20 protein-coding genes are annotated in these 24,044 nt (G+C 38.4%); 16 read left to right on the top strand and 4 right to left on the bottom strand.

The window, feature by feature from the left end:
* Positions 1-177: 177 nt before the first annotated feature.
* The 5 genes from OOZ15_RS10195 (at position 178) to OOZ15_RS10175 (ending at position 3,246) form a co-directional block, all read left to right on the top strand.
* Positions 178-1,038, top strand: coding sequence for an RluA family pseudouridine synthase (locus OOZ15_RS10195; protein ID WP_265956299.1), 861 nt, complete (start codon positions 178-180; stop codon positions 1,036-1,038).
* 31 nt (positions 1,039-1,069) lie between these two features.
* Positions 1,070-1,609 (top strand): GNAT family N-acetyltransferase, encoded by a 540-nt coding sequence (locus OOZ15_RS10190; protein ID WP_265956298.1) that lies wholly within the window; start codon positions 1,070-1,072, stop codon positions 1,607-1,609.
* A 340-nt stretch (positions 1,610-1,949) separates the two neighbouring features.
* Positions 1,950-2,588, top strand: coding sequence for a peroxiredoxin (locus tag OOZ15_RS10185; protein ID WP_265956297.1), 639 nt, complete (start codon positions 1,950-1,952; stop codon positions 2,586-2,588).
* An 84-nt stretch (positions 2,589-2,672) separates the two neighbouring features.
* A complete protein-coding gene (locus OOZ15_RS10180; RefSeq protein WP_265956296.1) occupies positions 2,673-2,981 on the top strand; it encodes a thioredoxin family protein in 309 nt (102 codons plus the stop codon).
* A 7-nt stretch (positions 2,982-2,988) separates the two neighbouring features.
* Positions 2,989-3,246 carry a DUF6952 family protein gene (locus tag OOZ15_RS10175; RefSeq protein ID WP_265956295.1) on the top strand — a complete coding sequence of 86 codons (258 nt, stop codon included), beginning with the start codon at positions 2,989-2,991 and terminating at the stop codon, positions 3,244-3,246.
* Between the two features lie 245 nt (positions 3,247-3,491).
* Here OOZ15_RS10175 and OOZ15_RS10170 read toward each other — a convergent pair whose 3' ends face one another.
* Positions 3,492-4,616 (bottom strand): glycoside hydrolase family 88/105 protein, encoded by a 1,125-nt coding sequence (locus tag OOZ15_RS10170; protein ID WP_265956294.1) that lies wholly within the window; start codon positions 4,614-4,616, stop codon positions 3,492-3,494.
* Between the two features lie 9 nt (positions 4,617-4,625).
* Entirely contained in the window at positions 4,626-7,349 is a 2,724-nt protein-coding gene (locus OOZ15_RS10165; protein ID WP_265956293.1) for a glycosyl hydrolase, read from the bottom strand.
* Positions 7,350-8,020: 671 nt separating this feature from the next.
* Here OOZ15_RS10165 and OOZ15_RS10160 point away from each other — a divergent pair.
* From OOZ15_RS10160 to rhaM, 5 genes are all read left to right on the top strand, one after another.
* On the top strand, positions 8,021-10,993 hold the full coding sequence (locus OOZ15_RS10160) for a SusC/RagA family TonB-linked outer membrane protein (RefSeq protein WP_265956292.1): 2,973 nt from the start codon (positions 8,021-8,023) through the stop codon (positions 10,991-10,993).
* Between the two features lie 28 nt (positions 10,994-11,021).
* A complete protein-coding gene (locus tag OOZ15_RS10155; RefSeq protein ID WP_265956291.1) occupies positions 11,022-12,584 on the top strand; it encodes a RagB/SusD family nutrient uptake outer membrane protein in 1,563 nt (520 codons plus the stop codon).
* A gap of 433 nt (positions 12,585-13,017) precedes the next feature.
* Complete coding sequence (locus tag OOZ15_RS10150; RefSeq protein ID WP_265956290.1) at positions 13,018-15,438, top strand: glycoside hydrolase family 31 protein; 2,421 nt, start codon at positions 13,018-13,020, stop codon at positions 15,436-15,438.
* A gap of 5 nt (positions 15,439-15,443) precedes the next feature.
* A complete protein-coding gene (locus OOZ15_RS10145) occupies positions 15,444-16,805 on the top strand; it encodes a sulfatase-like hydrolase/transferase (protein ID WP_265956289.1) in 1,362 nt (453 codons plus the stop codon).
* 129 nt (positions 16,806-16,934) lie between these two features.
* Positions 16,935-17,249, top strand: a complete 315-nt coding sequence (gene rhaM / locus OOZ15_RS10140) for an L-rhamnose mutarotase (RefSeq protein ID WP_265956288.1) — start codon at positions 16,935-16,937, stop codon at positions 17,247-17,249.
* 87 nt (positions 17,250-17,336) lie between these two features.
* Here rhaM and OOZ15_RS10135 read toward each other — a convergent pair whose 3' ends face one another.
* Together OOZ15_RS10135 and OOZ15_RS10130 are read right to left on the bottom strand one after the other, a co-directional pair.
* Positions 17,337-18,083, bottom strand: coding sequence for a class I SAM-dependent methyltransferase (locus OOZ15_RS10135; RefSeq protein WP_265956287.1), 747 nt, complete (start codon positions 18,081-18,083; stop codon positions 17,337-17,339).
* A gap of 1 nt (position 18,084) precedes the next feature.
* Positions 18,085-18,471 carry a nucleoside triphosphate pyrophosphohydrolase family protein gene (locus tag OOZ15_RS10130; RefSeq protein WP_265956286.1) on the bottom strand — a complete coding sequence of 129 codons (387 nt, stop codon included), beginning with the start codon at positions 18,469-18,471 and terminating at the stop codon, positions 18,085-18,087.
* Positions 18,472-18,939: 468 nt separating this feature from the next.
* Here OOZ15_RS10130 and OOZ15_RS10120 point away from each other — a divergent pair, with 468 nt between their 5' ends.
* From OOZ15_RS10120 to OOZ15_RS10095, 6 genes are all read left to right on the top strand, one after another.
* Positions 18,940-19,167, top strand: a complete 228-nt coding sequence (locus tag OOZ15_RS10120) for a hypothetical protein (RefSeq protein WP_265956284.1) — start codon at positions 18,940-18,942, stop codon at positions 19,165-19,167.
* 97 nt (positions 19,168-19,264) lie between these two features.
* Positions 19,265-20,317, top strand: coding sequence for an SRPBCC family protein (locus OOZ15_RS10115; RefSeq protein WP_265956283.1), 1,053 nt, complete (start codon positions 19,265-19,267; stop codon positions 20,315-20,317).
* Between the two features lie 104 nt (positions 20,318-20,421).
* Positions 20,422-20,793, top strand: coding sequence for a fluoride efflux transporter CrcB (gene crcB / locus OOZ15_RS10110; protein ID WP_265956282.1), 372 nt, complete (start codon positions 20,422-20,424; stop codon positions 20,791-20,793).
* Positions 20,794-21,226: 433 nt separating this feature from the next.
* Positions 21,227-21,565 (top strand): P-II family nitrogen regulator, encoded by a 339-nt coding sequence (locus OOZ15_RS10105; protein ID WP_265956281.1) that lies wholly within the window; start codon positions 21,227-21,229, stop codon positions 21,563-21,565.
* 28 nt (positions 21,566-21,593) lie between these two features.
* On the top strand, positions 21,594-22,823 hold the full coding sequence (locus tag OOZ15_RS10100) for an ammonium transporter (RefSeq protein ID WP_265956280.1): 1,230 nt from the start codon (positions 21,594-21,596) through the stop codon (positions 22,821-22,823).
* Positions 22,824-22,973: 150 nt separating this feature from the next.
* The gene (locus OOZ15_RS10095) at positions 22,974-24,035 is read left to right on the top strand and encodes a porin (protein ID WP_265956279.1); all 1,062 of its coding nucleotides are present in this window, start codon (positions 22,974-22,976) and stop codon (positions 24,033-24,035) included.
* Positions 24,036-24,044 lie beyond the last annotated feature (9 nt).

Here is a 24,044-nt window from a genome sequence, read left to right as displayed (position 1 = left end):
GACAATCTTTTTAATCCTATAAGTTAAACAATTATCTTCGAAAAATCATTAATTTTTATTTAAAATAGAATAGATTACAGGTTAGTTTTAACTCTAATATCGTGCTTCTAACTTATTTTTTAAGCGGATTATAACTTTATGTATTTTTGCTAACTTGTAATACAAGCGCAAAAAAGCATGTCCGATTCAACAGAAATTCATTTGGTTTCAACATTGAGTTCCCCTATTCGACTTCAGGAATACGGGGTAGGTGTTTTCCAGGCTTGTCCAACTAAATCAGCACTAAAAAAAGCATTAAAGAAGCAATATATCACTGTTAATGGTGCTATTGCCAGCACAGCTACTTATATCAAAGGAGGCGAAACTATAACACTATCTATCCCGGAGGTCATTCCATCCAAGAAAAAACTTATCTTTCCGCTACAAGTGTTATTTGAAGACGAACATTTGGCGCTCACTCATAAGCCTGCAGGTATTTTAGTAAGTGGGAATAGCTTTAAGACCGTTGCTAACGCTTTACCACAAAACATCAAAGCAAGTACACTTCCCGATGCTACAAAACCTCAACCTGTCCACCGTTTGGATTATCCTACGACAGGTATTTTACTGATCGGAAAAACAAACAGCAGTATTCGGGCTTTAAACAAAATGTTTGAAGACAAGGAGATTGAGAAAACCTATTATGCGGTAACCATAGGTGAAATGGATTCCAACGGAAAAATCAATTCAGCGATAGACAACAAGAAATCAGAATCAGGATATACCGTACATCAATCGGTTTCATCTGAAAGATTCGGCACGCTCAATCTGGTAGAATTAAAACCTAAAACAGGGAGAAGACATCAATTGCGTAAACATTTGTCTAGCATTGGAAATCCGATTTTGGGCGACAAAGAGTACAGTAAAAAAGGGTTGATTTTAAACGGAAAGGGGTTGTACTTGCACGCTTATTCGCTAAGATTCACACATCCGTTTACCAAGGAAGAAATTTACATTGTAGATGAACTTCCGAAACGGTTCAAAAAAATATTTCCTTAACCTCTATTTAAAAAAACTCCCTGAAAAAAACATGATTAAATTATCTAATGATATCAATCTACGCCCTATATCGTTAACGGATCATGAAAGCTTGTCTAAATTGATGAATGACATCTATCCGCCTGTGTACAACCATTTATGGCTTGATAATAGCGAGTGGTACCTCAACAAATTATACTCAAAAGAAAATATGGCAACCGAATTAAACAATCCGGATTCATATTATTACTTCGTTCAGTATAAAAGCAACACCGTTGGGATATTAAAGGTTATTGTAAACGAAAGTATGCCAGGAGCAGAGAACGCTATGGTAAAACTTCAACGCATCTATCTCGCCCCTTCATTACAAGGCAAAGGAATAGGTAAACTCTTGATAAAATGGGTAGAAGAGATGTTTTGTAAGGAACATTCGCTTCCCTTATGGTTGGAAGCTATGGACTCCCAGGATACCGCTATCGGATTTTATGAAAAATTAGGATTTGTAAAATGCGGCACCTTTACATTGGAGTTTGAAATGATGAAAGAAAAATACAGAGGCATGTTCAGAATGATTAAAGAGATCCATCATTGAATTGATAACACAAAAAAGTTTACCTGCTGAGCATTACTCATACATGGATTGCAAATCCACGTTATCTAAACTTTTTTCAGCTTTAAAAGATATAAAAAAATGAAGGTTTTTCTTGGTCTTTAAACTTCAATGATTTTCTTCAAACACACCATAAAACCTACACATACAAATACTTACAATTATTAGGTCAACAATAAATATTCTTCTTTTTTTAAACCATTTAAATTCTCTATTTATCCATAGTTTTTTATAATCGGTTATTATTGGGTTAGGTTGATAACATTAGGTAATTTCGTGGACTGAAAATAAGTTTATTTTAATTTAAAAAAGAGTTTTAAAAATGGCATTAATAGGAAAGAAATTCCCTGATTTAAACGTAGACGCAATGAACGAAATGGGTGACACCTTTAAATTAAACGTTCTTGAAGAAGCGGTAAATAACAAGAAAAAAGTGATCTTATTCTGGTACCCAAAAGATTTCACTTTTGTTTGTCCAACCGAATTACACGCTTTCCAGGAAGCTATGGCTGAGTTTGAAAAGCGTAACACTATCGTTATCGGTGCTTCTTGTGATACTCCTGAAGTACATTTCGCTTGGTTGAACACCTCTAAAGACAATGGTGGTATCGAAGGAGTTACTTATCCTATTTTGGCTGATAGCAACCGTAACCTGGCTTCAACTTTGGGTATTTTAGATATCAGCAACGAAACCTATAACGAAGAGACCGGAGTTGTTACTGTTGACGGTGATAATGTGACTTACCGTGCTACCTACATCATAGATGAAGAAGGTACTGTAGTTCACGAAGGTATCAACCACATGCCGCTAGGACGTAACGTAAATGAATTTTTACGTTTGATCGACGCTTACACCCACGTTCAGGAAAAAGGTGAAGTATGTCCGGCTAACTGGGAAGAAGGAAAAGAAGCCATGAACGCTAACAGAGAAGGCGTAGCAGAATATCTTGCTGCTCACTAAGACGAGAAATTCCAATAAACAACATTCCAAATTCCAAATGTGTTTTATGCATTTGGAGTTTGGGTTTTAAATCAAATTTAAGACATGATTCAAGAATTAGATCAGGACAATCTACAAGAACTTGTAAGCAGTAACGACACTGTGCTTGTGCAATATGCAGCTTCATGGTGTGGGAATTGTAGAATTATGAAACCTAAGTTCAAAAAACTGGCAACAGAAAACGAAAGTATCAAATTTGTGATTGCCGATGCAGAAAAATTTCCGGAGTCGCGCAAACTTGCCAATGTAGATAATTTACCCACTTTCGCTGCTTTTAAAGGCGGAGTCTTTGTAAATCAGGAACAAACCAACAAGTTTGAGGTATTGAAAGACTTGGTAGAAACGGTAAAATAATTGGATAATGAAATTACCTGTCATAAAACATTTAACACAGTTTATAGAGGACAATGATGAAGATTACGTCATTGAAACTATAGAAACCCTAGAAAACCTCACTGAATTGCCTTCGCTTAAAGACGAAGAACTCGATGTAATCGGAGAGCTGATCTCCAATATGTATGGGGCAATTGAAGTCAATAAAACTTTGAAAGAAGGGACTCCAAAAAAAGAAGCGCTCAACAGCTTTATGCAACGGGTTATGGGGTCTATCGATAGTTGACCTCCCTACTCCCTAATAAACTATAACTGTATGACCTCTAAAGACTGTAACCTTTAGAGGTTTTTTTATGAGCATTCTAGAATCATACCCCTTTCCAGCCCTTTTGTTTAATAATATTTGTAATTTAATTATAAAACTAAAGGTCAAACATACGAGGTCTTTGAGACCTCGAAGGTTTAAAATCAAAAAAGCCTGAAACCGCCCACAACAGTCGGTAACAGACTTTTACTCCAATCACAAATATATTATAAACTCATTCTATAAACCTCGCTTCCGGCCAATAAAAAGCACCCCAGTCCGTAGTCTTCAAAATCAGGAACCTTGTCATACGACAAAGGCTGTCCTTCTTTGGGTTCTTTTCCGGTAGATTGCACCCAACCTAAAAATCCGTTATCGTGTAAACTGTCTTTTACCAAGGCTTCCCAGCCTTTTTTGATTACCGGAACAAATGTTTCCTTATCCAGAATACCGTTGTTCACGCCATAAGCCATCGCATAAACAAACAGGGACGTCCCCGTAGCTTCCTTACCCCCGTAGTGATTCTCATCGTGAAGGCTTACATTCCAAAAGCCATCTTTACGCTGAATCGGAACCAAGGCATTGGCCATGGCCTTCAAATCTTGAACATATTGTTCCCTATGCGGTGCCGATTCAGGAATAATCGATAAAACCCTTACTAAAGCTGCAATCACCCAACCATTCCCCCTGCTCCAATAGCAATCTTCTCCATTGGGTTCTTTGTAAGGCGGATCAAAATCAGCATCTCTCCACCACAAACCATCTTCAGGGTTGAACAAACCGTTATCACCTTCCACATTCCTGGTATACATATACATCTGATACATTTTTTCAAAATAGCGCTCGTCTTCCTCCAATACGCCCAATTTGGCAAATACCGGCATTCCCATTTGGATAGCATCGATCCAATCCCAATCGTTTACCTGAGGTGTACTCAACAACATTTGCATATTCGCCTTGGTGTTTCTCAATTTTTCAGGTGAAGGCTCTAAATTATACAGGTCGATATAGGTTTGTGCAGCGCAATAGTTATCGGCATTACGGGTCGTATTTCCATCGCGGAAACCCCATTCATGGAAATTTGCCCAATCTAATGCATACTGATAGTATTCTTCCTTTGGATAAATCTCATGCAAGGCCATCAAGCCTTCATAATACACTCCACGCGTCCATATATTACTGGGACGCTCCCTATTCGTGATAATGGTTTTGCCCACATCCGGCCATTTTTTCATAAAATAGGTATTGGCCTTTTGCATGCTTTTAAGGACTTCTTGTTTTTTAAAAATATCTTGTGCCTGTAGGTTTGTCATCCATATAGAAACACAAACAAATACTATTATTTTTTTCATTTTTAAAGTTTATTGGTTCTTATTCATAACATTAAGTGGTTGTATTACAACAGGAGTCAATAAACCCGAAGGGGTATCTTTCCATTGGGTAGCATCAAATTTTTGGTAGTCTTTGTTCACCATATTGATCTCATGGAATATCTTCCACTCCTTACCGCTGCTCTCCAAAGCCTTAATCCTGTTGGCGGGTAAATTGGTTACCTGTATTTTTAGGGTGTTTTCTCCTTTTTTAAACAAACTGGTTTTTAGTTGATAAGGAACCGACCACAAAGCCCCGGCATATTCCCCATTAACCCACACTTTTGCACTTTCCCTTACATCCCCAAAATCCAATTCCCAATATTCCGCGTCTGTATCAGGAAGATTGAATGTGATTTCATAGACAGCTGTTCCCGAAAAGGCTTTGGTTTCATCATTGAGTGCTGTCCACGATTTCAAATCGTTCAGTTCGATATCTGATGGCAGGGATGGCCCTCCTTTTAAGAAACTCAGTTTCCATTTTCCTTCAACTTTATATTCTTCTCCCATAGGTTCAGTGTACAGCCATGGTCCTACACCTGTGTCAATTCCAGTTTTGAGTATAAACGATTGTCCGGGCAAGATGGTAATTCCTACCACTGTTTTATCGTTTTTTGCTATTATCCTGGCTTTCCCCACTTCTCCGGTTAAGGGATCGTAAATAGTCACTTGTTCCGTAGAAATATTGATAGGCAGTTCTTTTACTGTTTCTAAAGTGTGATTTACTATATAATAAACTTTTTCTCCATCCACATCCCTGCGGATATATTTCAATCCCAAATCAATTAAATCTTCTTTAATAACATTAGCATCTTGCAGTTCTTCATACAGATTAGAAGTCAGATCTATATTTTCAGTAACCGATTTTAATTCAGTATTGCGACGCTCTACATCATAATTGCCGGGTATTGTTTCCGGAGCCTCCATAAAAATGATGTTTGCCCCTTGCTTTTGAAGTTCGGTAAGTTTTTTCAGTGTTTCCAAAGGCATGGTATGACTCTGTGGCACCACCAAGGCTTTGTATTTTTCTCCGGGGAGTACAATTGAATTGCCTTCAAGCGCAATTTGCTCCACAAAACGATCAGAAATAAAATCCATGTTATAACCGTTTTCCATCAAATCCTGTGTTAGTTGATAAAACGGTGTGTTCAAAAGCCATTCGTTCAATGAATGAATTTTAAACTGAAAAAACAGATTCCCTTTCAGGTACTTATTCCAAGTATCATGAATAGGATAATAAAGTAGAAGTTCGTTGTCCGGTTTGCCCTGCTGCAAAAACGATTGACAATTTGCCATATACCTAAAAAGTTCTGGAGCATCTTCCCAAATGGAATTATTCTGATTAAAATTCACCGAAGCGTAGAATTTCCAACCCGGCCAGGCTGCCCTTTCCGGAGAATAGGTAGAACCGTGCAGGAAAACATGATTGATTCCACTTAAAAAGAGATCTTCCACCTCCGGTTTACATTGTGATAGTGCTGTTTTAAAATGTTCCCTCAACCAAGTAAATGTTTCTGAAGAAATCAAGGGTTTTCCTGAAATATGTCCTGCTGAAGATGAGAATTTCAGCATCACAGGATTGGCATCTCCCTTTCTGATGTTTTCTTCAAGCCTGCGAAAACCGGGAATATCATAAGGCATCGAGCCAAAAGTTTCACATTCCGGAATATCGGCACTGGCATAAAAATCAATCAAATTACCCGGAGAACCATGCGCCTGCAACCTACTTTTCATCCCCTTGGAGTTCGCCCAAGCCGTCCATGGTCGGTCAAATTCCTCTAATAATAAATCAGACAAGGTTTCCCTGTAATCACTTCGAACCCTGTTACTGATTTCATCATCTTTCTTTTCAAACAAGCGGTTTAAATATTTTCTGAGGTCATATCCTCTTCTTTCTTCAAATTCCTCAAAAAAACGCGGGGAAAAATCAGTTCCGTAGACCTCATAACTATCATTAAAAACAGAACGGAGCGTCCCATCTAGTTCAGGAAGTGCCTTATTGTAGGGTTCTATATAATCATTCCATGCTTTAGAAGAATAATGATCCACTGTAAAACCTTTTCCCCCGGGAGCCGCTCTTTTTACCTGCTGACCGGTTTTGGCTTCGTAAACAAAATACACATCATAGTTTTTGTCTTTTGCCTCCCACTTTTCTTTTTTATGCCCCAGTCTTTGTGTCAGGTCTTTGTATTCCCCATCATCAGCATAGGCGTAAACCCCTTTTAAAGTCAGCGGTAGTTTTTTTACGGTAGAATCCCCTATAAATTGATTTAGAATCTCACCTTTTTTCAATTCCTTTTTCACATGGATCAAACGTGTTGCAGCGTGTTCAATTTCTACTTGAGGTCCTCCATAAGGCCATCCGGTTCCGAGGGTCATGTCCACCCCCATCTGTAAACTATCTGCTACTTTTATGGTATAATCCAACATGGCCAACCATTCCGGCGATAAATGCTCTATAAAACGGTCTTCTTCACCCTTTACTCCATAAATCGGTTGTATTTCCACACCTCCCAATCCGGCTTTGCTGAACGAAATCAGGTTTTGTTTTATTCCGGCGGAATCCACGGCATTTCCCATCCACCACCAACGCGTCCATGGCTTTTGTTCTTTGTTGATCTCCGGCCACAGCACATCCTTATGATTTCCTTCCTGAGAGCATCCTATAAAAGAAAGTATTCCCAATAAAACAGCTGCAAATTGTTTTTTACACATGTTTCTTAATCTTCTTTACTAAGTTTTACCGCATAAATTTGTGTGTCTCCTTTAAAATTAGCTCTAAAAACTTCATACTACATATTGAGCTTAGACGATCCATTTTTTAAAAGTAATGCAATTGAAAAACTACTGTATCCTGTGCCGTCCTGACATCTTTGGGTTTGAAGAAAAACAGACACTCATCTTATCATCAATCCTGATTTTCTTCTATCTAAAAAGTAAAGCATTGGTTATTAGCAGCATAGCACAGGATAGTATTGGGCAATAGTTTCCATACATTTGACACAAATGAGGTTATCTATTGTTCTTATATGTTAGTTAGTAATTAGATAAATACAAAAAAGACTTTGTTTATTCAAATACGTTAACTTCATTTTCACTAAACGCTTTATCAACTGATAAGGCGTTTTTGTTTTTTCAGAAACTAAAATATCACTTGAAAAAGTGGATTTAAAAATCATTTTTTTAATAAAACATCTTTTTACTTATCAAAATATCGCTTTTTTAACATAAAAAAGAATATAACGTAATTACCTGAAATACAGATTAATAGATGTTAAAACATGTTTCACATCTATAAAACACACTGATTATTAGCAGCATAGCACAGGATAGTATCGGTAAGAGTATTAAATACATTTGGAATAAATTAACCAAATAAACTCTGTATGAAAAACAAGATTTTTCTATGGCTAAAAACAATACTTTTGGCTTTAGTCACCAATGTAATTTACGGGCAAGAAAAGAATATTACCGGTACGGTAACAGATCCGTCCGGTGTTCCTATGCCCGGAGTGAACGTAGTCGTTAAAGGAACACAAAGAGGTACCAGTACCGACTTTGATGGCCAATACAGCATAAATGCTTCACAGGGTGAAGTATTAGTGTTTTCTTTTATTGGCTCGCAAACGATTGAGAAAACTGTAGGCCAGACCGACACCTATGATGCAGTCATGCAACTCGGCAGCAGCGAATTGGATGAAGTGGTCGTTGTTGGTTATGGTACACAGAAGAGAAGCGATGTAACCGGAGCAATATCATCTATACAGGCTAGCAGTATTGAAGATGGCCCACCGATGGCACCGGAACAGATACTTCAAGGTAAAATAACCGGAGTTAACATTGTACAAAACAGTGGACAACCGGGTGCAGGTTCAACCGTTAGGGTTCGAGGTATTAGCTCAATCTCTGCCGGGAACGATCCTTTATATGTAATTGATGGTGTTCCATTACAGTTTGGGAGTGCCAATAATTATGTTCAGCTTGGCCCACAAGGAGGTACTTCGGCTTTATCAGACGATGTCCCCAATCCGCTAAACGTTATAAACCCTTCCGATATAGAAAGCATCGATGTTTTAAAAGATGCATCTGCAACAGCCATTTATGGTTCCAGAGGGGCAAATGGAGTTGTTATCATTACCACCAAAAGCAAGAAAGGTACCGGAGAAACGGTAACCTACGATACTTTTGCAGGTATTGGGCATGTTAGGGAAAATCTTCCTGTATTATCAGCCGATCAGTACCGGCAATATGCCGAAAGTGTTGGTGCCGAATACTCAGACCTGGGTGCTAATACCAATTGGCAAGACCAAATTTTCAGGGCTGCTTTTTCACAGAACCATAACCTGTCGTTCGCCGGTGGTTCGGAAACGAGTAAATTTCGTGCTTCCTTTGGTTATTCAGAACAAGAAGGGATAATACTCTCTTCAGCATTAAAAAAATATACCGGTCGTTTAAACGGTTCCCACAGGGCTTTAGATGACAAATTAAAGATCGGAGTACATATGTCTTATGCAAAACTGGACGATGACAAGGTAGCTATCTCATCTAACATCAATAACGAAGGAGGTAATATACTTAAAGATGCTTTGCGATGGGCACCAACACTTCCTGTTAGAAATGAAGACGGAAGTTTTTATCAAATTGGAGAGCTCAGGATAAACCCTGTTTCGTGGATACAGGTTGAAGACGTAAATGAAACTGATTTCTTTTTAGGAAATGCAAACATCAGTTACGATATTTTAGAATCCTTGACCTTGGGGTTAAATATAGGATATTCAAACGAACAGGTAAACAGATTTACCAACGCTCCTGATTCACATCCATCTGCTGCTACAGAAGGGGGAAGAGCTTCCATTAGCAAGTTTAAGAACACTACTTCCTTAATGGAAACTACATTGACCTACGACAAGCAGTTTGGTGCAGATCATCATGTAACATTCCTTGCCGGGTATTCATTTCAAAGGTTTCAGAATGAAAACACATTCACCATGGCCAACCAATTTGTATCAACGGCCACAAAATGGAACCTTATTCAATCGGGAAATACTTTAGCCAATACATCATTTAAAGATGCTAACAGACTGGCTTCGTATTACGGGAGGTTAAACTACAAATTCAAAGACAAATATTTACTTACCCTTACCTTAAGAAGGGACGGATCGAGCAGATTTGGTGAAAACAACCGTTGGGGTACATTCCCTTCTGGAGCTCTTGCCTACAACATGACCAACGAAAGTTTCTTAGAAGATACCAAGGTAAGTAACTTGAAGTTTAGAATCGGATATGGAATTACCGGTAACCAGGAAATACCAAATAACTTGTATCGCGAACAATTGTCCATAGCCGGATCGAGTGTATATGTTTTTGGCGGACAAGCGGTACCGAGTGTACTTCCAACAAACTATTCCAACCCCGATCTTAAATGGGAACAGACCAGCCAGTTAAATGTTGGTGTCGATTTTGGTTTCTTTAATCAACGCTTATCGGGTTCGGTAGACTACTATATTAAAAATACCGAAGATCTATTGTTGGAATTCTCTACTGCATCGCCTTCTGTTGTTGAAACACAATGGGCAAACGTAGGTGAAGTTGAAAACAAAGGATGGGAATTCAATCTAAACGGAGATATTATAAACACTCCCGATTTTAATTGGAGCTCCAATCTAAATTTTTCATTTAACAGAAATGAAGTTAAAAGCTTATCGAACGAGAACTTCCAAAGAGATGAAATAAGGGTTTCAAACGGTTCGGGAGTTGTAGGAAATCAAGTGGAAATTCAAATGATACGTCCCGGCCTGCCGTTAGGATCATTCTATGGAAGGGAATATACCGGACTTGATGCTGATGGGAATGAAACCTATTTGGATGTAGATGGCGAAGAAGGAGCAGATTTATTAATTATTGGTGACCCCAATCCGGATTTCACTTATGGGTTTAACAATACCTTTAATTACAAAAACTTTGATCTGTCTGTAAACATGAGGGGAGTTGTTGGAAATGATATTTACAACAATACCGCTGCCGAGTTTTCATATCCACAACAAGCACCGGCATTAAATGTATTGGAGTCAGCCTTAACCAACGGAACCAACCGGGAATTTACTGCTGAGTATTCTTCAAGATGGTTGGAAGACGGTAGCTATTTAAGGTTAGATAACTTAAGTTTAGGATACACTTTTAATACGACCAATATAGATTTCCTTAAAAAGGCACGTATCTATGTATCTGGAAAAAACCTTTTTGTAATAACAGGCTATTCAGGATATGATCCGGAAGTAAGAACAAGGGCTGTAGGGATAGATTATTTAATGTACCCAAGACCAACTACCTACCTAATAGGTGGAAGTATTACTTTTTAAACAAAATAATGAAAGAAACGTTATAAAGATGAAACATTCAATATTTACAAAGTACAAGATAATGCTTGGCCTGGCCACATTGCTTATAACAAGCGGATGTAGCTTAGACGAGAAGACATACTCTATATATACTCCCGAAACATTTTATTCTAACGAATATCAGGTTTTATCCTCATTATCGGGTGTATACAGATCGTTTGCGGGAATTACCGGCATGGGTGCCGAGTACAGAACCCTCGAACTTCCTGCAGACCAAGTAGTTGTTCAGCAAAAAATTCAAGGCTGGTGGGGTGGTGATTCCTTCTGGCAACTCATGGAACATACTTGGGAAGCAGATCACTCGTATATAAGCGGCACATGGAACACTTTTTTCCGCACAGTTGGACAAACTAACGGACTCTTAAATTCATTGGAAAGTTCAGATCTGGATATAGCAGGACCAAAAGCAGAATTGAAAGCCCTAAGGGCCTATGCCTATTTTTATTTGATGGACTTGTTTGGTAACGTACCCATTTTTACTGATCCTAAAGTAGATCCATTAAACCTACCGGAACAAAACACAAGGCAAGAAGTATTCGATTTTGTCACTTCTGAATTGGAAGCAGCTTTGATAGACCTGCCCACCAAAGCAGATGCAGGTAGTAGCTATTATGGAAGATTGACTAAAGAAGCTGCTTATGCACTTTTGGCAACCATATACCTAAATGCAGAGGTATATACCGGAACAGAACAATACCAAAAGGCTTTAGATTATGCCAACTTGATTATAGATTCAGGTTCATATTCTTTATTACCTAATTATTTCGATAATTTTGTGCCCGATAACGAAAATAATAACGAAGTTATTTTCGGAGCTATTTATTCCCCCGATGTAGCGGGAGGAATTGGGCATCCATTTGTTCAAAAAGTGCTACCGGGAATATCAGGAGGCTTGTTCGGCTTGCCTTATACACCACAAAACGGTTTCGCTACACGTCCGTCTGTAATGGATCAATATGAGGATACCGATGATAGAAAATCTATGTTTATAGGTTATGGCCCGCTTGTTGACCCTAGAAATGGTGAAACCATAATGGTAGAAAGAATTGTTCCCGACAATAACTCTGCTCTTTATGTTGAAGGTGTTTCAGCCGAAGGGCCGGTAGAATATGAAGTTATTCCTGCAACCGGGATTAGGAGTCAACCCATGAACGCCGGAATTAAATGGATAAAATGGCAAATAGACCCTAATACGAATGGTGGTAACGCCGGTAATGATGTAGCATTTTTTAGATATGCAGGTGTACTGCTTATTAAAGCCGAAGCAGCAGCCCATTTAGGCGATATGGCTACCGCTTTAGATATTGTAAACCAGATTAGGGAACGTAGTAATGCAACTGCTCTGGCTTCCGTTACCTTAGAAGATATTTTTGATGAACGAGGACGTGAACTCGTGTTCGAAATGGGGAGAAGGAGAGACCTTATCAGGTTTGGAAAATATGGCGATGCCTGGGAATGGAAAGAAGCGTCTGAAGATTTCAGAACCATCTTTCCTATTCCACAATCGGCTTTAAATGCCAACCCAAAATTACAGCAGAACCCGGGTTATTAAAAGTAATAAGCAAACTACCCCTCGGGGCAAGCCTGTCTACGAGCCGTCGCCAGAGGTTTTGGCCGCCGGAGACTAACAAAGGCAGGCTCACGAGGTACCCGCCTGCCCGATTATGTCGTTCAGGTTCATATAAATAAATGCAGCCCCGACGGTTCGAGGGGGAATAAGACCCATTTAGTGGGATTTATGTTAGGGGACACCGACAGGAAAGCATCATTGTAAACCCTGATTGTAATTAGTTTTTTTAATGCCAAAAAGAAAAACGTCATGTCTATATTGCCATGGCGTTTTTTTATAATGAAGTGATTTAAACAACAACCCTATATTTTTAATTTCCACAAGCAGCATGGCACAGGATGGAATTACTTATTTACACGTTTATTTTTGATAAGTTGCCTATACTATGGGATGAACACAAATAAATTTTAAACAGATGAAAATAAAAATAGCTTTTCTATATTTTTTACTTTGGTCACTTCAGATTACAGCCCAACAAAATCCAGGTGATTATGTCGATATTTCTTCTGAAGAGGAAAACAAAATCCGGATCAAAACCACTGAAGCTATTGTTCAAATTGAATTCTGCACCCCTGAAATTGTTCGATTCAGAACCAGTTGGAATGAAACTTTTGAGCCCAACGAACCATGGATGGTTACTCAATATTCCTGGCCCAAGGTCGATTTCAAGAAAAATGATTTTCCCGATGTTCTCAATCTGTCTACGGAAAAACTGGAAATCAGAATCAATAAAAAACCATTTGCCATAAGCATTTATGATATCGATGGAAACATGTTATCTACAGAGATCATCGACAAAGAACATATTACCGGAAGTTATTCTGAGGGTGAATCCGCCGGGGTCAAAAAAAAACTACACCCCAACGAACACTTTTTCGGTTTTGGTGAGCGAATGGACTTCCTCGATCAGCGTTCAAAAAAAATAACACTCAATGTGGGACGTGGACAAGGACGACCACACATCATCGGAGCTTACAACGTTCTTGAAGCCAACTACGCTCCTATTCCGTTTTTTATGAGTACACAGGGCTACGGAATCTTTTTCCACACTGCCTATCCGAGTCATTGGGATATGGGAGCCGACAACCCCAATGTTTATAGTTTCTCTTCCGAAGGCGAATTGGACTATTATTTTATCTACGGACCTGATTTTTCGACTATTTTAAATGGATACACCTCCCTCACCGGAAAATCCCCGTTGCTCCCCAAATTTGCTTTGGGACTACAAGTAGGAACATATAGCGGTGGCACTTGGGGACACGAAGAAAAAACATCGAGCCAATACCCTGTTTCACTAGTGAAAAAATTCCGGGAGCTAAACATCCCTATTGATGTGTTACACCTCGACTCCACATGGAGAATCTTTGGTGAAAACGGTGGTAAAGGAGCCACCTCTTTTGAATGGCGTGAAACTTTCACCCAGCCTGAAGCCATGTTTGACAGTCTTTATGCTTTAAACCTAAATATGGTGGGGTTACACTTGCGTCCGAGGTTTGACAATGGAAAAAAATTACGCCTTTTGGATGAAGCCAGAAAAAAAGGTTATGTATATCCTGAAGAGGGTAATCCCGGGGAATTTGTAAACTATTTTGATCCCGAAGCTGTGGATTGGTGGTGGAAAAACGGAGTGATGAGAATAGCTGAAAAAGGGGCTATGTTCTTAAAAACCGATGAAGGAAGTGCTTTTGGCCGCAAAGCCAATGAAAGCGACAAAACCGGTCCGCAAGGTGAAGACGTTAAGTATTTACACAATCTTTTTCCACTTGCTTATGCCAAAGCACCCTATGAGAAATTTCAGAAGTATAATGGGATCAGAGGCATGAACAACACCCGTGAAGGCTATGCTGGTATACAGCGTTATCCGTTTATTTTTGCAGGTGACTGGCCTAGTGAATGGCAGTATTTTGAGCCCGTTATAAAAGCCGGGCTAAACATCGGGCTATCCGGTGTTGGATATTGGGCGCATTGTATGGGTGGTTTCGAACATGTAGCAGACCCTGAGCTCTATATCCGGTGGACTCAATTCGGTTTGTTAAGTCCGATAGCCCATCTCTTCGGAATGGAACATCCCAACTACAAAGAACCATGGAACTATGGTGAAGAAGCACTAAGGATCTTCAGAAAATATGACCAAATGCGATACAGTCTCATTCCTTATTTATACAGTACTTCTTACCAGCAATACCAAACAGGAAAACCCATCATGAGAGCTTTAGTGTTGGACTACCAAAACGATCCCAATGTGTACAATATCACCGATCAATACATGTTGGGGGATTATATAATGGTATGTCCCATAACCACCAAAGGCGCACAAACCCGAGTGGTGTATTTACCTGAAGGAAAATGGATTAATTATTGGACACAGGAAGAATTTAAAGGGAATCAATATCTAAATGTGTTGTGTCCGCTGGATGAAGTTCCTATTTTTATCAAAAAGGGCGCTATCATTCCGCAGCAAGAACCAGAACAGTATATTGGAGAAAAAGACATCAAAAAAATAGCCGTCGATATATATCCTTCAGCAAAAAAAAGTGCTTTCACACTGTATGATGACGATGGTAAAACTTTAGATTATCAGAAAGGAAAGTTCAACACTACGTTATTTGAAGTTGAAAAGAATCAAGGTAAAATCAATATTAAAGTAAACCGCGATCAAGATGATTTCAACAGTGCACAAAACGAGTATCTTTTAAAAATTCATTCAGCATCAAAACCATCAAAAGTATCGGTCAACAATACTGGATATCGTAACTACAGCTTTGAGAAAAACATCATTAGCATTCCCGTTGAAATTGGAAAGAATAAAACAAATACTATTGAAATAAAATTTTAATATAGATGAAAATCCTCCTGTCTATCACCCTGTTCTTTTTACTCGGATGCTTCAGCTGTAAAAAACAATCATCTGAAGAACATTCAAAACCCAATATCATTGTCATTATAGCCGATGATGCCGGATGGAGCGATTTCAGTTTTCACAATTCAAAAATAAAAACTCCTAATATTGATGCCCTGACAGAAAAAGGACTGCAATTGAACCGATTCTATGTAAACCCTACCTGTTCTCCAAGCAGGGCATCCTTTTTTACCGGAAGACCTGCCAGCAGAATGGGTATTGTAGCTCCCATTAGTGGTAAAAGTAAACTTTCCCTGCCCGATTCGGTTACTACCCTTCCTCAACTTTTAAAAAAGAAGGGGTATAAAACCGCTCTTTTTGGTAAATGGCATTTGGGACTTAATCCTGAAAACGGACCAAAAAAATATGGCTTTGATTATTCCTACGGATTCCTGCACGGACAAATAGACCAGTACACCCACAAGTACAAAAATGGTGACCAAAGTTGGCACAGGAACGGGAATTTTATAGAAGAAAAAGGCCACACCACCGACCTGATTACCAATGAAACCATTAAATGGCTCGACAGTATCGAGGATACCTCCAAAAACTTTTTTGTTCAAATAGCCTATAGTGCACCTCATTTTCCCCTACAGGAAGAAGAACATTGGAAAGCTCCGTACAAAGATGTCTTTAAAAACCAATCGAGGGTAGACTATGCTGCATCCATGGCTCATATGGACGATGCCATCGGAAAGATATTTACCCATCTGAAAGAAAAACAACTGGACGAGAATACGATCATCCTATTCTTTAGCGATAATGGTGCTATGGAAAACTGGTACCCAAAAGAGCAATACAACGGAAAATTTGACGACCATCCGGAGCTGGGCAAGAATTTACCGCTTAGGGACTGGAAAACTTCCAACTACGAAGGCGCTATCCGGACCCCTGCCATTGTTTACTGGAAAGATCACACCTCAAACGGAATCAACAATGAATATATTTCTGTAATCGATATGATGCCAACCCTGGCGAAATTTATCGGAGCAGAAAGCATCCCCAATACTGTTGAAGGTATTGATGTTTCCAATGCCATTCTTAACAACCAAACGCTCATAGACCGTGAAATTTATGTTAGGGGACACCGACAGGAAAGCATTATTGTAAAACCGTGGAAATTGATACGGACAAGAAGCCTCGATGGCCCTATTAAACACGAATTATACAATTTAGATACAGATCCTTTTGAGAAAAACAATGTTCTTGAACAACATCCTGATATTTTTGCTGAATTAGAACCAAAACTTATTCATCAGTTTAATAAAGACAGTAAAACGGTGAATCTTGGATTGCCTCAATAAGAATGTCATCAGGCAGGTACAGGATAGACATTGGAATATTATAGGTTTTAATGAAGAATAGTCCTCTCCCGGCTTCCCATCTTAAGCGGGGAGGTAATTATGCCAGTGAATAAATAACGATTAACAACTATGAAAAGAAACGCATTTACCATGAAACTTAAGCCCGGGTTTAAGGATGAGTACAAAAAACGTCATGATGAAATATGGCCGGAGCTTAAACAATTGTTATCAGATAAGGGGATTTCGGATTATTCCATTTTTCTTGATGAAACAACACACACCTTATTCGCCGTACAAAAATTGGCCGATGATTTTGACCAGAAAGCCATTCCCAATCATCCCATCGTAAAAAAATGGTGGGCATATATGGCTGATATCATGGAAACAAACCCGGATAATTCACCTGTTGAAAGTCCATTAACGGAAATGTTTCATATGGATTAACCCACTTAGTTGGTTTATAATGCAGAACAAACAACGCATCACAACATTTTATCAGAAAAACTAATAAAGGAGAAGCTGTTGATAGGCTTAAGCAAAGTCCCTCACCTTCCCTACCCTGAATAAAAGTGGGAATCGCACTTCCCTTTCTTCCCGGTCACCCCAATGTTGTTCAATAGTACTCATTATGCTATCAACCGGATTGCTTCCGTTTTGTTTGATGTAATGTTTTACGGCAGACCAAGTTTTTAGGTAACCTATCAAATGTCCTTTTGTCCACCGCAGTTTGTTTACAAATTTCGGGACTTGTATTTCCTCAAACGGAAAGGGAATGGTTTTGTAATGTTCGTCTATATATTTTCTTTCTTCATCCCAATATGTTCCGATAGTGTTGTGATAAAACCTGGAAAGAATTTCATCCAGTTCAGCTGAAATTTCTATCCTTCCATACCCCATCACGGCAATCAGTGCATTTTCTTTGGCAGTTCGTCTGACTTCTGCATAAAATTTTTCAAAATCGAACCAATGAATCGCTTGTGCGATAACAATCAGGTCAAACTGATGATCCGGGAAATTGGTTTTTTCAGCCGGTTGAATAGAATAACCAATGTTGTCTGCTTGGGGTGCATGATCTATTTGCGACTGACTGATATCTGTCGCAAAAACCTTATTGAAGGTCTTTGCCAGTTCAAAAGCCACTTGTCCATTGCCCGTTCCACAGTCCCAAACCATATTCTTATTGGGAACAAGTGAGTTTAAATACTGATAAAGCCTTGATGGATAAGCAGGCCTGTATTTTGCATATTTATCGGATTGGGAAGAAAAATTGTCTTTCATTTTACCCTGCGACAATCTTTTTTATATCCGGTTTAAAATAATTGGGGCCTTTCATTACTTTTCCATCTTTACGATAGATTGGTTTTCCGTCAGCTCCCAACTTACTCATGTTGCTCAATTGAATTTCATCAAAGATATCTTCAATAATATGTTGCATTCCGTGTTCCAAAATAGTACCACACAAAATATACAGCATATCGCCCAAGGCATCAGCCACTTCGACCATATCGCTATTGGTCGCTGCTTCAAGGTATTCGTCGTTTTCCTCTGCCATTAGATTATGTCTCAGCACAATTTTCTTTTGATCTAATTCGGCCATCGGCTTTGTTGCAACTCCCAATCCGAATGCCTTGTGGAACTCCTCCACGGCTTTAAGTTTATTTTTCATTTATTTCTCGGTTTTATTCTTGTTCCTTATAGCAGATCTAAATCTAATAAAAATTTCTTGAAACAGACTATCCTAGGAGATAGAGCTGTAGCAATGTTTCACCATACCAAATAGTTATTGGGATCAAATCTCACTTAGTAAGTAAAAACGGATTCCGTTAATTTGACTATTTTCGCATAAAATTAAAAATTATGTTTAGTACCGGACAATGGATCTTTGCTGGAATATTTGCTTTGGCATTCATTATCATCATGATAATCAGCTATAAAAGAGATAAAAAATTGCATCAAAAACAATATAAAGGCAGCATTTGGATCTTGGTTGGTTTTATAATTTTTATATTTTGTTTGGTATTAATTAAATATTTTACAAAGAAATAACGTAAAATGCATAAAAACTTTACATATATCCTACAAAAATTAATTTTTTATCATTTATGGGATTTTATACTATAATTTCCTTAAATTTGTGGCAGGCAATCAATTTAAAGCAATGATGATATTTTTTTCAATTTTATTCGGTCTGTTATTTATTAATGTCATATTATTAGTATTTAGCGTAAACAAACTCCCTAAACTTCAGAAGACAAAAAGACAACCGATTTACAATTCTCCTAATGTTAAGGATAATGTAAAAACGGAAAAGAAAACAAAAGACGCAGAAGAATACGATGTGGTTTTAAAAGAAGCTATTTAAGCTTCCAAATGACATTTATAAATAACATTACTTTTGTATTTTAAATTCTTTGAAATGCACTTTTTTTGTATTTTAGGTATTTAAAGAGATCTTACTTATGAGAATTTTAAAATACTTACTCTTCTTATTTCTTATTATTGTGATAGGCTTTTCTATTTATATAGCTATACAGCCGGACAATTATAAGATCACAAGGGAATACACTATAACTGCTCCCAAATCGGTTATATACAAGTATATCAACAATTTTAAGGAATGGCCAAAATGGAGTCCTTGGAATGAAAAGAAAGCCAATACCACAATTTCTTTTGGAGACTCTTCTTCAGGTAATAATGCCTCATATTCGTGGAACGGAAAGACGACTGGTCAAGGCACTATTAAAACCATATTCAGCAGTCAAGATTCTATAAGCCAAGCCGTAAATTTCATAAGTCCATATGAATCTGATGCTCACAATTACTGGACACTTAAATCCACTACCGGAAAGAAAAATAACGTTTTGGTTACCTGGGGCATAGAAGGCACGCTAAGTTTTACCGAAAAAGCCTTAATCTTTCTTCAAGGTGGTATGGAAAGTGTTGTCGGGTTGGATTTTCAGCAAAGTTTGCACAGGTTGGACAGTTTGGTTCAAGAGGATATGAAAGCATATTCCATTTCTCTAAAAGGAGAAACAGAATATGGTGGCGGCTACTACCTATACCAAACCACAAGTACCAAACAAAACGAGGTTGACCTGGCTACAGAAAGAATGTTTCCTGAAATATTAGCGTTCATGGAACAACACGACATACAAAAAACCGGTTCTGCCTTTACCATTTTTAAAGAACAGGATGACACAAACAGCACTACTATAGTATCGTCGTCAATTCCGGTCAAAGAAAGGGTTATTACTCCTGCAGGCAGTACTGTTTTATGTGGATATTTGAAACCCGGGACATATTACAAAACTGTTCTAAAAGGTAATCATGATAATTTGAAGGAGGCCTGGAGTAAAACGTATGATGAACTCAAAAAGAATGAAATAGAGATCGATCCCTACAGGGATGCCTTTGAAACCTATGTAAAAACCTCTGAAGACTATGAAAATCCTGCCGACTTGATCACAGAAATATATATCCCGACACTTTTAAATACTGATAGTAGTGAGTAGTCGAATTTGGGATTTAAATCCCCTCCCGGTCTCCTGACTTAGGCAGGGAGGAAATCTGGAATTTGGTGTTTGGAAATTTTGATTAATCACAAAACTGTAACCCTGTGAAACAACTTATTTTGGTCTTTTTAGGAGGAGGTTTGGGTAGTACATTGCGCTATTTAATAGGCAAATACCTCAATTCTGCCGAAACCGGAATTCCCTATGGTACATTCACAGCCAATATTGTAGGAAGTTTAATTATCGGGATTGTTCTCGGACTTGCAGCAAAACATCAATCCCTTACCACAAACCAGTTACTGTTTATTGCTACCGGGTTTTGCGGTGGTTTTACAACCTTTTCTACCTTTGCATACGAAAATCATGTGTTCTTAAAATCGGGTGATATGCTCAGTTTTATAACATACACCATCGCAAGCTTTGTCATTGGTATTATTGCTGTTTTTTTCGGGGTTTGGATCGTCAAATTCCTATAAATCAATAACCTAACTTCAATACATCACCTTCACATTTGTTATTTTGATCTCTACACGACTCAAAAGCATCTTCTTTCAAAAAAAGCTTATTAAAAAAATCAAAATAAACACATTTATTCTGATTACCCCTAATTAAAAAGGGGGCTTATTTAATAATTTCATAAAAATTCGTTACAAACCCCTCATTTTTTTTCAAGTAACAATTATTTAACATAGTTTTAAGCAAACAAATCTGTAAAATGAAATCAGCATAAATAAACTTCATCATTACTTTACTGAGTAAAATGATTATTTTTTATGTGAAACTAAAGATTCACGAACATACTGTTTTTATAAAGGTGTTCGTGAATAGTGTAAAACCCTGACAGCTCTTGATAATTATCGGGATTGGGTTAGTTTCTTCATTTTTCAGTTAATTAAAAATTTTAAATCAATGAAAAAAATTGAAGCCATTATTCGTAAATCAAAATTTGATGATGTGCGAGACGCATTGCATCAAGTGGAAGTAAACTTTTTCAGTTACTGGGATGTTACGGGTGTAGGTAACGAAAAAAAGGGCCATGTTTACCGTGGCGTGAGTTACAGTACAGCCGACATCCAAAGACGGTATTTATCAATCATCGTGTCAGACGAATTTGTTGACCGTACGGTTGAAGCGATTTTAAAATCGGCATATTCAGGAAATGTCGGTGATGGAAAAATATTTGTATCTCCTGTAGAAGAAGCCTACCGAATTAGAACGAGGGAAAAAGGCCAAGAATCATTAAACTAATCCAACAAACTAACTTAAAAATTTATTTATGGAAACAAATGTAATCGAAGCGAACGCCGTTTTAGATTTGATGTGGATCATAATTTCGGGAATACTCGTATTCTTTATGCAAGCTGGTTTCTCTTTAGTAGAATCAGGGTTCACCAGATCTAAAAATGTAATAAATATTGTAATGAAAAACTTTGTGGACCTTATTATAGGTTCACTTGCCTTTTGGGCGATAGGATACACCATCATGTATGGAGAATCTATAGGGAGCTTTATAGGTTCCCCCTCCTTATTTTACAATGTAAGGGAAGATATGCACAATTTGTTCTTCCAAACAGTGTTCTGTGCAACAGCAGCAACCATTGTATCGGGAGCAGTTGCAGAGAGAACTAAATTCTCCACCTATTTTATCTTTTCTTTCATTTTGACGGTAGTGATTTATCCTATCTCAGGACATTGGGTATGGCAAGGAGACGGTTGGTTAACCGATCTTGGATTTATAGACTTTGCCGGATCGACAGTAGTACACTCTGTTGGTGGATGGGCAGCCTTGGTAGGCGCTATTCTCGTAGGTCCCAGAATTGGAAAATACACCGAAGGAAAATCAAATGCCATCCCCGGACACAATATGATGTACGGAGCCTTAGGGGTATTCATCCTTTGGTTAGGATGGTTTGGTTTTAACGGGGGATCTGAACTGGCCATTAGCGGCGAAAGTTCTTTCAACGTTGCCGGAATTATCATCACAACCAACTTGGCAGCAGCGGCAGGTGCAGTAACAGCCTTGTTCATTACATGGATAAGATATGGAAAACCCGAGGTCTCTATGACGCTGAATGGTGCTTTGGCCGGTTTGGTTGGTATTACTGCCGGTTGTGCAGCCGTAAGCCCCGGAGGAGCAGCAATTATAGGGATTTTATCTGGTCTTACCGTTGTTTTTTCAATTGAATTTATAGACAAGAAACTTAAAGTAGACGATCCTGTAGGAGCTATTTCCGTACACGGCGTTTGTGGTGCCTTGGGTACTTTACTCGTAGGAGTATTTGCAACAGATGGCGGATTGCTATACGGCGGTGGATTTGGTCAACTTGGCGTTCAAGCCATAGGGGTAGTAAGTATCGGAGCATGGGTGCTAGTCACTTCGTTTATTGTATTCTTCGTACTTAAAAAGACTATTGGACTTCGCGTTACAAAAGAAGAAGAAATTGAAGGACTGGATATGCACGAACACGATGGTGCGGCTTATCCCGACTTTACTATCGATCGTTAGTTAGTTTAACATAAATAACAGGGTAAAAAAGAACGGAGCGGTATTTGGCGGTACGCTCCGTTCGGTAACCCACTTTATAGTATAGTTAAACTTTCGAAAATTAGACTATTTCAAAAACCAATTTATCTAATCAATTAACTTTTTACAACTATGAAAGCGATTACAAAAACAAATGTCGTAAAAAAATTATTTTTTTTGGCAATTATACTTGCCTCTCTAACTACCTCTGCCCAGGTAAGTGATAAATTCACACTTAGCGGTTCTGCAGATGTTTATTATAAAGCAAACATTTCGGGAACCAATCAGGCTAATGAAGATGGGAGTTTCTTAACCCCTCCTACCTCCTTTGCCGACAGGAGTGGATTTTCAATAGGAATGGCCAACCTCATTGCCGGATATGAAGGCGAAAAAGTAGGTTTTGTGGCCGATCTTGTTTTTGGGCCACGAGGTGAAGACGCCGTATTCTTGTCTGTGGGTTCAGCAAATATTGTAAATCAATTATACGTGTATTGGAATGTAAGTGAAAGTGTAACTTTAACCATGGGTAATTTCAACACCTTTTTAGGGTATGAAGTGATTTCCCCGGTTGATAACTTCAACTACTCAACTTCTTATATGTTTTCTTACGGACCTTTTTCACACACAGGTTTAAAAGCCGATTTTGCACTTTCTGAAGATTTCTCATTAATGTTGGCTGTAATGAACAGTACCGATCACACCGAGTTCAATCTCGATGGAAGTTATACCGCAGGAGCACAATTAGGATATAAAGACCAATATGTAAATTTCCTCTATGGAGCACAAACAGGCATGCCGGAAAAAACATTTCAAGTGGATTATACCGGCGGATTTGACGTAACGGATATGTTTTACCTCGGAATCAACACTACCTATAACACAACAGACGGTGCCGGATTCTACGGTTTTGCCCTATATCCTCAAGTAAGTGCTTCCGATAGTTTTTCAATAGGATTTAGAGGAGAATACTTTAAAGAGTTTGAAGGCGGTGCAGGTGCATTGGGAATGTACAATCCCGATGGAGACGCAGATATTTACGACTTTACCATTACAGGTAACTATTCTATAGGCGACCTTACCTTTAAACCTGAGTTGAGGTACGACAGTGCATCAGAAGATATCTTTGTGGACAACGATGGAGCGCCTACCGGAAGTTTATCATCATTCTTGGTAGCGGCTGTTTATTCTTTTTAATCCCACGAA

It is taken from the genome of Galbibacter kalidii (assembly GCF_026241135.1).
Taxonomy (GTDB): domain Bacteria; phylum Bacteroidota; class Bacteroidia; order Flavobacteriales; family Flavobacteriaceae; genus Galbibacter.
This window is presented reverse-complemented; position numbering and strand designations above follow the sequence as displayed.

Excerpts from the sequence above, each read along its gene's own strand:
- OOZ15_RS10180 (WP_265956296.1), top strand. The coding sequence starts at position 2,673 with ATGATTCAAGAATTAGATCAGGACAATCTACAAGAACTTGTAAGCAGT.
- OOZ15_RS10100 (WP_265956280.1), top strand. The coding sequence starts at position 21,594 with ATGGAAACAAATGTAATCGAAGCGAACGCCGTTTTAGATTTGATGTGG.
- OOZ15_RS10105 (WP_265956281.1), top strand. The coding sequence starts at position 21,227 with ATGAAAAAAATTGAAGCCATTATTCGTAAATCAAAATTTGATGATGTG.
- OOZ15_RS10130 (WP_265956286.1), bottom strand. The coding sequence starts at position 18,471 with ATGAAAAATAAACTTAAAGCCGTGGAGGAGTTCCACAAGGCATTCGGA.
- OOZ15_RS10095 (WP_265956279.1), top strand. The coding sequence starts at position 22,974 with ATGAAAGCGATTACAAAAACAAATGTCGTAAAAAAATTATTTTTTTTG.
- OOZ15_RS10185 (WP_265956297.1), top strand. The coding sequence starts at position 1,950 with ATGGCATTAATAGGAAAGAAATTCCCTGATTTAAACGTAGACGCAATG.
- OOZ15_RS10190 (WP_265956298.1), top strand. The coding sequence starts at position 1,070 with ATGATTAAATTATCTAATGATATCAATCTACGCCCTATATCGTTAACG.
- OOZ15_RS10145 (WP_265956289.1), top strand. The coding sequence starts at position 15,444 with ATGAAAATCCTCCTGTCTATCACCCTGTTCTTTTTACTCGGATGCTTC.
- OOZ15_RS10160 (WP_265956292.1), top strand. The coding sequence starts at position 8,021 with ATGAAAAACAAGATTTTTCTATGGCTAAAAACAATACTTTTGGCTTTA.
- OOZ15_RS10170 (WP_265956294.1), bottom strand. The coding sequence starts at position 4,616 with ATGAAAAAAATAATAGTATTTGTTTGTGTTTCTATATGGATGACAAAC.
- OOZ15_RS10155 (WP_265956291.1), top strand. The coding sequence starts at position 11,022 with ATGAAACATTCAATATTTACAAAGTACAAGATAATGCTTGGCCTGGCC.
- rhaM (WP_265956288.1), top strand. The coding sequence starts at position 16,935 with ATGAAAAGAAACGCATTTACCATGAAACTTAAGCCCGGGTTTAAGGAT.
- OOZ15_RS10135 (WP_265956287.1), bottom strand. The coding sequence starts at position 18,083 with ATGAAAGACAATTTTTCTTCCCAATCCGATAAATATGCAAAATACAGG.
- OOZ15_RS10165 (WP_265956293.1), bottom strand. The coding sequence starts at position 7,349 with ATGTGTAAAAAACAATTTGCAGCTGTTTTATTGGGAATACTTTCTTTT.
- OOZ15_RS10195 (WP_265956299.1), top strand. The coding sequence starts at position 178 with ATGTCCGATTCAACAGAAATTCATTTGGTTTCAACATTGAGTTCCCCT.
- OOZ15_RS10150 (WP_265956290.1), top strand. The coding sequence starts at position 13,018 with ATGAAAATAAAAATAGCTTTTCTATATTTTTTACTTTGGTCACTTCAG.
- OOZ15_RS10175 (WP_265956295.1), top strand. The coding sequence starts at position 2,989 with ATGAAATTACCTGTCATAAAACATTTAACACAGTTTATAGAGGACAAT.
- OOZ15_RS10115 (WP_265956283.1), top strand. The coding sequence starts at position 19,265 with ATGAGAATTTTAAAATACTTACTCTTCTTATTTCTTATTATTGTGATA.